Here is a 12,743-nt window from a genome sequence, read left to right on the forward strand (position 1 = left end):
ATTTTATTTTATTATAATCATATTTTATCTATATATACTATGACCCTTTATTTGTATAACCAATGATAGCCAAATACTAAATACTAATTGTACTTGAATACAGTCTGCTCATCAATTTCAGTCGTAAGTGCATCTAAAGCCGTTTGAATTATATCGTATCTAAGTTTGTACTGCTCTTCTTTTGACTTTGTTGGGTCTCCCATAGGATATGGTATTGATACTGTAGTTACTATCCTATTAGCACCAACTGTTTTAGCAACCGGAACTAAGTTGCACATTTGCACAATCGGGAATCCCGCTTTTTCAAACTCTCTTACCATCGTTGCGCCGCAACGAGTACAAGTACCTCACGTAGAAACCAGTATTATAGCATCTACGTTTGCATCTTTAAGATATGGAATCATCTCATTTGCCATTTTAACTGCTTCACCTTGAGTTGTTCCAGTACCGACTGTTGAGTAAAAGTATTCATGAAGTTTTCCGATATTACCTCTTTTTTCATGTTCTTTTAATGCGTCTATAGGAGTTACTACATCTGGATCTCCATTTGCAACAGCAGGGTCAAATCCAGCGTGAATTGTTTTAAATACTCCAGATTTTAAATCTTCTATGTTTGATATATCGTATCTTCCCCATCTTGTCGCAGATGCAGATTGAATTCTATCTGGATTATCTACTGGTACTATTCCGCCAGTCGTAACAAGTGCAACGTTTGCACTACTGATGTTTTTTACAGCAGGGGCTATATCTACTTTCTCTATAATAGGTATCTCTAACTCAGATACAAAGTTCTGACCTGTAAGTTTTTTTACAATCATATTTACTGCTCTGTCAGACGCCATCAAATTGTCGTCTCTCCAAACTTGATGTCTTTTACCTCTTTCAAAAATGCCTTCAGTCTCTGCATCTAGCACTTTTTGATCATTTAGTATTTTATTTCCAAGGCTTGCCATACTAGATAAATCTTTTCTCATTTTTCCAGCGCTATTTCCACCCTTAAGTATATACATATCTTTTTTGTACATTTCTACTCCGGGATTTTCTTCGTGCATTGATGTTATTACTTCTACACCAAATTTATCCTTTACAGCTTTACATATCTGCCCACATGCAACGCCATATCTACCCGCTTGGAATGCTGGACCTGCAAAGAAGATGTCAAACTCCTTATCCTCTAGAAATCCTAGTACTCTATCTACGGCTTCATCCGTATTTGATCCCATAAAGTTATCTCCACAAATTATTGTGTAAACTATCTCTGTATCGTCCAACAACTTATCTAACTGTAATCCTGGTCCAACTAGGCCTTCTCTAATTTCCGGCTCAAAATCAGCCTTGTCTTCTCCACCTATTTGACCAAAAAATTGATTTAAGTATAGTATTGCTTTTTTCATAAAATTCCCTCCTATTCTATTAGAATTCTTTCATTGTCTTTGTAGACCATCCTAAAACTTGATCCCCACAGAACATTGAGTTGTTTTCCATTATTATTGAACCATCTTCTCTAACTGAAGGCCCTAGCACTTCATCATTAGCCCAGCCCCCTGCAAAACCATCCCTGCCTAATGACTCTAGTTCTCCAAGTACAGTTTGCATAGCAGGAAGCTCTACAAGCTCTGAAACATTCCCACATGATACTATTGCATCTAACTTTTGGTCTAAAGTTACAAATGGTTGTGAGTTTCCGTCTCTTCCAGTACATTCATTTGAAAGACCCACAACTTTTACTCCCACATCTTCAAGGGCTACTATACAACCAACAAAATCTGCATCTGGATTTCCGTATCCTTCTTCAGTCACTATAGCTCCATCAGCTCCTAGTGATTTAGCTATCTGAGCTACGAAAATTGCCGATCTTTCTTTTTGTTCAAGTGATACATTTAAGTTTGATAAAATTACCCCTAAAAAGTTTAAAGTTTTTCCATGTTCTCTATATAAGCTCTTTAAAACTGGCGTGTTTTGTATATCGTAAGTAGACCATTTTGATGAGCAAGGCATAAAGCTACCAGAAATAAGCGCACCATCTAATATCTCATTTGGATGTAAAAATGTAGGTACAAAGTGGTTCATATCCCATCCATATACCAAGTCATTGTAACCAGAATCCTCCATCTGTGATTGACCCTGCATAACTAAAACTACACTAGGAAGTTTATTTGTGTCATCATTTCTCTTTGTAACTGGATCGAGTTCAAAGATTTCTGTATCCTCTGGAGTTAATTCCTTTATACAATTTGCAATGTACTCTGCCAATTTATGTCCTGCTCTTCTAAGCGCATCGTTTTTCTTTTGTTGTTCTTGCTTTTCAAAATCTTCATTTGTATCAGCTACTAACACAATGTTGTTTAGTTTAGAAAAATAAGTGTATTTAGCACCTTCTCCTCCCATATCTATTAAACCGTCCTGAAATCCCCCCCAGTGTTTACCTACAACTAAAACACTACAATCTTTCAGTGCATGTGTCTTACCGCTACCACAAGGAACTACATCACCTGTATAACCAGGAAATAGTGGTGATCCATCTAGTTTTACCCTAGGCTCAATTGCTTCTTTTACAGGACAAATTCTCACCATATCTCCAGGTTTGACGATGTGAATATCAGCCTCTGTTATCCTCTCATCCTTTTTAACAAAATCTAGAAGATCTTCTTTATTTAGGGTAAGTTCTCCATCATTAAAAAACGTTTTCTCACCAAAAGTGATTTTTTTAACATAAAATTGCCCAATTTCTAACTTCATATTTAATCCTCCTCTATCATAGATAATTGCTATAGTTCTACCCCTTAATATAATTTTATTACATAATCATTTCAATTGATTTGTTATTTTTTTAATTAACTCTTGTTTTTTTGGTAATTTTTACAAATTTATATCATTCTACTTTGTTATTTGATAGAATATAATTATATGTTGGTTTATAATTATATTCTATTCGGAGGCTTAATTATGTCAATTACAGTAAAAGATGTATTGCAGCTTGACTTGTTCAGAAATACAAAAGTATTAGCTGGTAAAGATGGCCTTGATCGTATGGTAAACAGAGTATCGGTTTTTGATTGCCCCATACAAATTGAGAGGGATTTGATAGTTCTGAAAGAAGGGGATTTTTTCGTTTCCAACTTCTATTTTTGGAAAGACGACTATGATGAAGCAATTTTTGCAATTGACTTTCTAAATTCTAGAAAGTGCAGTTGTCTCTGTATAACTAGTGAATACCTTGAATACTTTAGCGATGAAATGGCCGAACATTGCAATAAAATCAACTTTCCTATTCTCACGATAGACTACTCAGTCTCTTATGGAGATATTATGAAAAGCGTATACCTTTTAATGGTCGAAGATCAGAGAAATATTATTCATGAAATGCAGTTGATAAACTTAATAAAAACAAAAGACACTCTTGAAATAAATAAAATAATCAATGAAATAAATCCTCACTTTTTAGGATATATAACTACCATCTACTGTTACTCAAATGATCCTAACTTTAAATTTTCCAAGCATTTTAGAAATACTATTAATGAATCAAAACAAAATTTTTGTATACCGTACAAAAATGGTATTATAATAATTTTGACTTACAATAATATGACTGATAGTAAAATTATATCATATGTAAATTACTATCTAGAGCTAATCAAATCCAATGTTAAAGACTACATAGTCGGTATAAGCAACAATTCAATAAGCTTAATGGATGTACAAGAATCAATATCTCAAGCTGTTTTAAGCTGTACATCGCGCACGATAAAAAGTGATTCTATTGTATTCTACGGTAATCTGGGGTCATTCTCATTGTTACTATCATTCAAAGACACTCCCGTTATAAAATCCATATACAGCAATACAATTGTTCCAATTATACAATACGATAAAAATCATAATAAAGACTTATTATATACACTTATCACCTTTGTTGAATGTTGCGGAGATTATAAAAAAACTGCTCAGCTTATATATCAGCACGAAAACACGGTTAGATATAGAGTACTTAAAGTTAAGTCTCTTTTAGGCCTTGGGGATTCAACAATTGAATTTTATGAGAGGATTTCTTTAGGTGTTAAACTTCACAAAATATACAAGCAAATGAATTCAAGCTTTTAATTTATCTATAACTATAAAGAAACGGACTCTTAATCTTAATTAAGAGTCCGTTTCTCTAATAGTGCGAATTTTATAGCTTTAAATTCTATATTATAAATATTTAGTAGGCTTTTTACCAATATTAATTGGCAGTGTATCCAGCTTTGATAAGGGTGTCTATTGATACACCGCCCTTATTTTCATTTACCAGTACTATTGGCCCAGTACATCCCATTCCACTCTCAGCGTAGATTCCACTCTTCCACAATTCAGAAACAGCATCTTCTAGATCCATTATATCAATACCGTTTATTTGGTATGTTACTACTTCTTTATCAGGCATTTTTACTTCAACTTTATCAGCTTTAGTCTCTTTTTTAGTCAGAGATGAGATAACATCATCAAATTTAGCTTTCTTAGCTTTTGAAAATTCATCTTTAGCAACTTCATTTACTGAACCTTTTACTACATCATAAGCGTATTTTAAAGCATTTGCAACAACTGGAGAACCAGATGCTCTAGAAAGAATTAAAACTCTTCTATCATAGTTTTCTCCAACACCTGGACCATATCCATATCCTTGGGCCTCAAAATCTCCACCAGTATTAAATGAAGAAAATATCTTCATAAATATATTTCCTGATAATGTATCTGTTACCATCACGTCTGGCGCTCCAACAAGTAAGTCATTACCCCTCATTACACATCCGCCATCGGCCCTTATAGAATCTGCAAACTCTATATCATATCCATTATCTTTAAGTTCTTTAAGACCTTTTTCAACTTGTCTTGCTCCATCTACATTTAAGATACCAACTTTAGGATTCTTAATTCCTATTGATTTCGCAGTCGAAATACCGTATATAGCATTTCTAATCATAGCCTCTATCCTATTAGTAGCACTAGTACCTGTTGTAGTTGCAAGTATCATTTCTTTACCTTTAGCAGGAGTAATTACCCTTCCTACTGTAGAAACTCCTATTGGGAAATTGTAGTGCATTGTAACACACGCATCTATATATCCCGAGTCAAGAAGCTCCTCCATTTTACAGTGCATATCTGATTCATCATTTACTTCAACTATTTCTAAGTCAGTATCGTATTTTGGCCCAATTAAAACTATATCAAACAATCCAGAGGCTGCAAGTTCAGCACCATCTACAATGTTTTTAACTCCGTGCTCACTACCTAGAGTTGTTATACCTATTTTAATTTTTTCACCAAATTCTCCACTTTCTATTGCATTAGCTACTTCTAAGAATACATCTGCAATTACTTTTTTAGACATATAATCACCCCTATTCTTCCATCATATCTAATGCTAATTTTTTCATGGATTCAGCAATTATCTTCTTAATTTCATCCTTAGATACACCACTTGTAGCGTCTTCTGTAACTCCTGTATTTCTTTCTATAATCACAGAAACTCCATCAAATAAATTAGTCATTCTTCCTAAGAACAAGCTTCCTTTACCAACTATCATAGCTCTATTTTTATCGCCAGTAGTCATATCATCTATTGCAAAACCAGCATATGGAACACCTGATGGTATATGCCCTTGAGTTGGAGCCCATCCAGGTAAACCGCACTTAGATACGAAATCTTTTAGATCCTTTTTCTCCATATCTCCACGTTTAACAGCAAGTGCACCTATCATCTTGTAGTTTGCCTCTGGAACATCTCCAGCTCCTGCAGGTTTTGTTATATCAGGGTTTTGCATTTCAACTGAGTATACATCTACATCAGGAATCTTTAGGTCCGCTCTATCAAGTCCTGAAGTAATAAGAGAAGTCATAACTGCTTGAGGAGATGATCCTGTTCCAACAGTATGTTTTCCTGTTAAGTCAGTTCTTATTATTGGATTAATTCCATCATTTTCAGATATAAGTACTGCAAATCCACCAACTACATCTTCTAGAACTGGAAGATCTTTTTTGATATGGTCTTTTGAGTTCATTCCAAGTTTAGCACTAGCACCACCTGCAACTATCATAACATTTTTATGAACTCCAGATTTAACAAGTGCTGCTGCTTGAATAAGAGCATGCGTTGGAGCTGCACAGAAACCTCTTGTATCAGAACCAGTTGCATTTTGGAAGCCTGCTATTTCAGCTATTGATTTTGCAAAGTTTCCTCCACCTCTTTGATTCATATCTCCACAAGCTTCTTCTGAACACTCAATAACATAATCTATATCATTAGCGTCTATTTCACAATGTCTAATTGCATGAATAGCAGATAAAACACCTGATGCTTTTACAACTAAGTTTTCAAACATAGTGTGAGCGTTTAGGTTTATATCTACATCATGAGCTCTTTTTATATATCCTACAAGTTCACCGTTATGGTATAACCCCTCAGCTATATGTTCTTCTATAAGAGCTTTTCCGTCTTCTATATCGTCTCCCTTTATTTTTCCAAAGAATGGAGAAATTTCTGGGTAGTTATTTTCAATTTTAGGTTTCACTTCATTTACAAAGCTTTCTGATAACTTAACAAGATCAAAAGCATCACTTATTTGCATAAATGCTAAAAATTCATCTTGAGGCATTATTTCCCCAAACTTACCATTTCTTTTTCCCTCAATTTTTTGGTTGCACCAAGGCATTTCTAAATCTTTTAAATCTTCTGGTCTGTTGTTTCCTATATAAACTTGATTTGGCATGTAATTTACTGCTTCATCATAAGATCTGATGTGTTTGCCTACTTCTATTAAAAATTCTGAATCTGGATGTGTCTGTCTCTCAACAGAGCATGTAGTTCCGTTTTGAACTATCATATCCGGAGTATGGACAAGTATGTAGCCTGCACCTTTTAATACTGGAAAAGTCATTTATTTGCACCCCCAAAGATTTTTTGTTCTCAAATTGTTGTGGATTTCACGGACAGAACACCCGTGAAATCCACAGATTGGATAGTATATAGTTAAGTATTTATATGATGTGACATTATAATTTACAGCGTGTATTTCTAGTCCTCAAATACTGTTTGACCATCAACTTCTGTAGTCAATGCTTTCAATGCTTTTTCTACTAATCCTCTTCTTAAAGCCTTTTCTTCATCTGGCTCTAAAGCTGGATTTCCTAGTGGATGAGGTATTGCAATAGTTGGAACTATTCTGTTTGCTCCAACTGTAAGTGAGATTGGAACTACTGTACACATATGTACAACAGGTATACCCGCTCTCTCTATTTCTTTAACCATCGTTGCACCGCAACGAGTACAAGTGCCTCACGTAGAAGTTAAGATTACTGCATCTACACCATCAGCTTTTAATTTTGCACCTATTTCAGATGCGTATTTTTTCGCACTTGCAACTGCTGTACCATTACCAACTGTTGAGAAGAAAGTTTCATATAGTTTACCTATAGCTCCCTCTTTTTCTAAGTCTCTTAGAACATCAACTGGTAAAACTCTATCTGAGTCTATATTACAGTAAACAGGGTCAAAACCACCGTGTGCTGTTTCGTAAGTTTCTTCAGTAAGGTTTTCTACTCCAGCGATTGAGTAAGAACCATACTTAGAAGCTGATGAAGACTCTATTCTATCAGGGTTTCCTTTTGGAACTATACCACCAGATGTTACTAAAGCTATTGTCGCTTTTGTAATATCTTTAACTGCTGGATTTGGATCAACTCTATCGAAATCTGGCATTGGGTATTCAGTTTCATATTCCTCTCCCTTGATCTTTTTGATAAGCATATCAACTGCTCTCTTAGATCCTCTATCTTCATGGAAGAAGTTAACTCTTATTCCTCTTGGCATATATCCTTCTTCTTTAGGAGATCCGATTTCTTCTCCTTTAGAATACTTAATAGCAAATTTAGCTAACTTAGGAAGCGCTTTCCTCATTCCTGCTGCAGAGTCAGAAGTTTCTACTATATATACATCCTTCTTAAACATATCTGCACCTGGGTTTTCTATATACATTCCTGTAACACATGGTATATTTAATGCTTCTTGAACAACTTTAGTTATTGTTCCAGCTGCAACTCCGTATCTACCAGCGTTAAATGCAGGACCTGCTATGAAAAGATCTGGCTTGAAGCCTTTTATCATACCTAGAACTTCTTCGCCTGCTTCGTCGATGTTTTCATTGAAATAACTATCTCCGCATACAACTGTTCCAACTATTTCAAATTCATCACCTAAGTTTTTATCAAGTTGCATACTTATTGGCGGTAAAGACTCAGCTATGTGAGGCTTTATATCAGCCTTTTCTTCACCACCAATACCAGCAAAGAACTGATTTACATAATGAACTACTCTAAGCTTTTCCATACGATTTCACCCCTTTAGATTTTATTTTAGTTGTTGAATTTGCAGAATTCATCTCTTATTTCTTTCATTTCACCCGCAATCTCATCAACTTCTAAAACCATCTCCATCATTCCTACTTGATCTTCGTAAACTTCTTCATTAAATAACTCTTTCATTTCCGGCTCAACAACATGGTAAACGCTAAGTCCCAAATCAACTCCAGCAAGTGGTCCAGCGAATGTTGGATCACCAGCAGTTACTGTTTCAGCTGCAAGACCTGCAGCTTCGGCTTCAGCAGCACCTAGTAAAACCACTAAGTTCTCAGCCCCGAATTTATCAGAAGCGTCTTTAACTCTTTTTTGGTTTTCTAAGTCCATAGCCCCAGCAGCCGTTCAGACAAAACATTCAGTCGATGAAAATATTATCTCTGCCCCTTCTACTGTTTTTACACACTCATCAATTGCAGGTCCAGGTATTCCGTCACGGTCACCTATTATAAGGACCTTCTTATTAGTCAATAAGCTCATAATAATCCTCCTAATTTATATTTTTCTTATTTTAATTACAATTATAATAAATTTATATTTTATTTTACTTATATATTTTTTTAAATTTAACTTTTATCGAATCTCTATTAACTAGAATCCTTTTGATGTTAAATGTCCAAATCCAGTTTCGTTTGTTGCACCAGTTATAGCTTGTATTTCAACTTCGATAGTTCCATCATCTTTTAGACTTCCATCAGCTCCACCAGCTATTACTTCTACTACATCTAAGTGACCTATAACTTTATCAAGTTTAGGTAAAACTACAACTTGGTTGGCATTTCCACCAGTTACAACAGCATCTGCTTTTGCATCTGCATCTGCAAGTGATTGAGAAGCACCATCTCTACCAGCGTATTCATCTGTAACGATTACAGTTTTAACACCTTGATTTTCTATTTTTTTACAGTTCATTATAAGGTCAGTATCAGGGTTTCCGAAACCTTCTTGAGATACTATAACAGCATCTAAACCTAGGTATTTACATAACTTAGAAGTCCAGTTTGAAGATCTTTCTTTATCAGCTAGGTAAACATTTTCATTAGTGATTATTACACCCATAAAGTTTATTTCTTTACCGTGTTTAGCATAAAGCTCTTCTACAACTCCATTATTTAAGTGAACATAACTTGGGTTCTTGTCACAAGCAGAAACACAGTTACCACTTACAACAGCACCATCCATTATTTCAGTTGGATATAAAATTGTTGGGACTATTTGTTTTGCATCTACTCCGTAAACATAAGTGTCGTGAAGTAATCCTTGAGTTTGAAGCATATAAACATATCCTACTTTTGGAAGATCTGGGTATTCACTTATTTGCTCAAGCAGTGGTTTAGTTTCATAAGTAGATACTTCATCTGGAGTAATCTCTTTAGCAACTTTTCCTAAGTAAGTAGCCGCTTTAAATCCAATCATTCTAACAGCGTACTCGTGATTGTGTTGTTTTAATCCATCAACTGGCTCTGCTATAACAACGACATTGTTAAGTTTAGAGAATGGAGTGTATTTTGCACCTTCTCCAGTCATGTCTATGATACCCTCTTGGAATCCAACGATTTTACCAGTAGTTACTACAGCTACACCTTTAAGTGCGTGAGTTCTACCTTCTCCAACAGTATCTACTTTAGATATAATTCCCGGGAAAATTCCACCATTTCCTTCGACCTTAACTCTAGGCTCAATTACATCTTTTACTGGTGTTATTCTTACACTTTCACCTGGGCGAGCTAACTCGATATCAATTGATTTAATATGCTCATCCCCACCAATTTCTTGTAGCATCTCTTCCTTGTTGATGAATAAAACACCATCTACTACTTTTGTCTCATCACCAAATTGAACATCCTTAATATTGATCTTACCTAATTCAAGACGCATACTGCACCTCCTAATATTTAGATTTATATATACATCTGACCTGTGTCAAATTTATACCTTTGTTAGTTGTTATTTTATAGTGCAAATCATTTATTTGTATTTACTATACGTATTTTTTGATCATGTCTTCTATATTAGGTACTGTTGCATCATCTTTAGTAACCTCGTCTACTTTTTCTCCGCCTTTGTATATAGCTAGAGTAGGAAGCCCTAATACCTTTTGTTTTATAGCTAATCTTCTTGCTTTTGTAGTATCCATCTTGCAGAATTTTATTTTATCTCCATAAGTTTCAGAAAGCTTTTCAATATCTGGAAGTAATGCTTTACAAGGTTCACAACCTTCACTCCAGAAATCTACAAATACTACCTCTTCAGAATTTAATACTTCAGTTTCAAAAGTTTCTTTATCTAGTGATAACATATTATTTCCCCCTCATTTTTTAATTTTTTATTTTAACTCCAAAACAATATTCAGTTTGTCTGATACTATTCTGGGAATTTTTCATCTATATATTTCTCTGCAACTACTGCAGCTATTGACCCATCTCCAGTTGCTGTAACAACCTGTCTAAGTGATTTTTCTCTAACATCTCCTGCTGCAAATACACCTTCTATATCAGTTTTCATATCTTGGTCAGTTATTATATAACCTTGCTCATTCATGTTTACTTTGCCTTTAAATACATCTGTCTGTGAAATCAGTCCTACGAAAACAAATAATCCCATTGTTCCATCTTCTTCATCTGCAAAGTACTCGTGAGTTTCTCCATTGATTTTGTTTTTAAATACTATAGACTCTAGTAATCCGTCGCCTTTAACTTCTTCAACTACTGTATCTAGTAAAAACTCAATCTTTGGATTTGCTTGAGCTTTTTCTAATACACTCTTAGCACATCTAAAGCCTTGTCTTCTATGAACTACAGTTACTTTTCTTGCAAATTTTGTTAGGTACATTGCTTCTTCAAGAGCACTGTCTCCACCACCTACAACAAACACTTCAAAGTCTTCAAAGAAGTCGGCGTCGCATGTAGCGCAGTAAGAAACACCTTTTCCAGTAAGTTCTTTCTCGCCAGGGCAACCCATTTTTCTTGGAGATGCTCCAGTCGCAATGATTACAGCTTTTGCTTTATATTCACCTTTTTGACCTTTTAAAACTTTTATGTCTCCGTCGAGTTCAACTGATTCTATAGTATCCTTTACTCTCTTAGCTCCAAACTCATCACACTGTTCAACCATTCTTGCAACCAGTGATGGCCCTGTTGCTTCCCTTACAGATCCAGGATAGTTTGCAACTTCATGGGTAATAACTATTTGCCCACCAGTTTTATCTTTTTCGATGATCAAAGTATTAAGTTTTGCTCTAGATCCATATAATCCTGCTGACAATCCCGCTGGACCTGCGCCTATTATTACTAAGTCATAAACGTTTTCCATATTATATTCCTCCTATTTTGTTATATATTAATTGTTTTTAATTAACTAAATAAGTTTTTGACTATTTTTTAACACTTTCGATTAATTTTTAACAAAATCTATAGTTAAAAATTTTATCTAATTTTCAACATTTTTGGGTATAAGAAATAGGACCTTATTCTCTCATTTTTTAATTTAAAACTTCCTTTTCTCAGAAAATTCCAACTTATCAAAGTCTAATTAGGCATTTTACTATTCCTTTAAATATTTCTTGTTTTTCTAATTACTATCTAATGCTATACATAATTGATTCTTTGAACTGTATTGTAAAATATATCAAAGTCTATCACTCTAAAATCATCTTTTACTGATTCAGTCCAATTTGGAGTTATTTTGTCATTTTGGAATTTTGTCGTGGTGTTTATTGATTCTTCGATCAAACTTAATGAGTTTACATCAAGCGTATTGCCTTTTTTTAAAATTATGGTTCTATATGGTGTTTCATTCGGCTTCACACTTCCATATAGTGGATGTGAAAGAAGATTAAAACCCTCATGAATTAAATCTCTACAGATTTTCAATATATCTATATAACCAACTTCTTTATATAGAATATTTAAGTCATCACTTGTTTCTTCTTTTACTTTTGAGTTGTTTGTTATTATGATCATTTATACACTCTCTCTTTCGAAATGTAGTTTATGTTAAAATAAAAAACAGAAAATACAAACATCCAATTTGTATTCCCTGTTAAAATATTCTTCAGAGCCACGTCCACGTACAGTCTTCTATTACCTGAGAATTTCATCTAAGCTCTTTGGATTTACAGATTAGATTTGTCCCTTCGGTCGCCATCATAACAATGTGGCTGTCTCCTGTGCGCTTCAACCGTATGTTTAGTTTTAGTATATAAATCAGTAAAAATATATTGGATAAGTTTTTAACTATTATTTTTAATAGCTTTTAACTATCTCTTTAATTAATAGTATATAAATATTCAATCCAAATTGCAACATATTTTTTACAAAAAAAGTAAGTTTCTTCATTTTATTCCGATATTT

The 12,743-nt window shown here is 34.2% G+C and carries 11 protein-coding genes and 1 riboswitch; of the genes, 1 reads left to right on the plus strand and 10 read right to left on the minus strand.

From position 1 onward, the window contains the following. Positions 1-83 precede the first annotated feature (83 nt). Both grdH and T473_RS0101880 read right to left on the minus strand, forming a co-directional pair. Entirely contained in the window at positions 84-1,394 is a 1,311-nt protein-coding gene (grdH, locus tag T473_RS0101875; protein ID WP_081709349.1) for a betaine reductase selenoprotein B, read from the minus strand. A 19-nt stretch (positions 1,395-1,413) separates the two neighbouring features. Then, positions 1,414-2,739 (minus strand): glycine/sarcosine/betaine reductase component B subunit, encoded by a 1,326-nt coding sequence (locus T473_RS0101880; RefSeq protein ID WP_024620379.1) that lies wholly within the window; start codon positions 2,737-2,739, stop codon positions 1,414-1,416. A gap of 207 nt (positions 2,740-2,946) precedes the next feature. Between T473_RS0101880 and T473_RS0101885 the strand changes: the two genes are divergently transcribed. Beyond that, positions 2,947-4,104 carry a PucR family transcriptional regulator gene (locus tag T473_RS0101885; protein ID WP_024620380.1) on the plus strand — a complete coding sequence of 386 codons (1,158 nt, stop codon included), beginning with the start codon at positions 2,947-2,949 and terminating at the stop codon, positions 4,102-4,104. Between the two features lie 121 nt (positions 4,105-4,225). On the opposite strand, the gene grdD is transcribed toward T473_RS0101885, so the two are convergent. The 8 genes from grdD to T473_RS0101935 all read right to left on the minus strand — a co-directional run bounded on the left by grdD (position 4,226) and on the right by T473_RS0101935 (position 12,353). After that, on the minus strand, positions 4,226-5,371 hold the full coding sequence (gene grdD / locus T473_RS0101890; RefSeq protein ID WP_024620381.1) for a glycine/sarcosine/betaine reductase complex component C subunit alpha: 1,146 nt from the start codon (positions 5,369-5,371) through the stop codon (positions 4,226-4,228). 10 nt (positions 5,372-5,381) lie between these two features. Next, positions 5,382-6,917, minus strand: a complete 1,536-nt coding sequence (gene grdC, locus T473_RS0101895; protein ID WP_024620382.1) for a glycine/sarcosine/betaine reductase complex component C subunit beta — start codon at positions 6,915-6,917, stop codon at positions 5,382-5,384. Between the two features lie 137 nt (positions 6,918-7,054). Continuing rightward, complete coding sequence (gene grdB, locus T473_RS0101905; RefSeq protein WP_081709350.1) at positions 7,055-8,365, minus strand: glycine reductase complex selenoprotein B; 1,311 nt, start codon at positions 8,363-8,365, stop codon at positions 7,055-7,057. Positions 8,366-8,391: 26 nt separating this feature from the next. Beyond that, positions 8,392-8,871, minus strand: coding sequence for a glycine/sarcosine/betaine reductase complex selenoprotein A (gene grdA, locus T473_RS0101910; protein WP_077173549.1), 480 nt, complete (start codon positions 8,869-8,871; stop codon positions 8,392-8,394). 111 nt (positions 8,872-8,982) lie between these two features. Then, the gene (locus T473_RS0101920; protein ID WP_024620387.1) at positions 8,983-10,269 is read right to left on the minus strand and encodes a glycine/sarcosine/betaine reductase component B subunit; all 1,287 of its coding nucleotides are present in this window, start codon (positions 10,267-10,269) and stop codon (positions 8,983-8,985) included. A 103-nt stretch (positions 10,270-10,372) separates the two neighbouring features. After that, positions 10,373-10,690, minus strand: coding sequence for a thioredoxin TrxA (gene trxA / locus T473_RS0101925; RefSeq protein ID WP_024620388.1), 318 nt, complete (start codon positions 10,688-10,690; stop codon positions 10,373-10,375). 65 nt (positions 10,691-10,755) lie between these two features. Continuing rightward, positions 10,756-11,703, minus strand: coding sequence for a thioredoxin-disulfide reductase (gene trxB / locus T473_RS0101930; protein ID WP_024620389.1), 948 nt, complete (start codon positions 11,701-11,703; stop codon positions 10,756-10,758). A gap of 275 nt (positions 11,704-11,978) precedes the next feature. Further along, positions 11,979-12,353: a GrdX family protein gene (locus T473_RS0101935; protein WP_024620390.1), complete on the minus strand. Its 375-nt coding sequence runs from the start codon at positions 12,351-12,353 to the stop codon at positions 11,979-11,981. Between the two features lie 100 nt (positions 12,354-12,453). Continuing rightward, positions 12,454-12,570, minus strand: a riboswitch (glycine riboswitch). Positions 12,571-12,743 lie beyond the last annotated feature (173 nt).

The organism is Clostridioides mangenotii TR (assembly GCF_000498755.1).
Taxonomy (GTDB): domain Bacteria; phylum Bacillota; class Clostridia; order Peptostreptococcales; family Peptostreptococcaceae; genus Metaclostridioides; species Metaclostridioides mangenotii_A.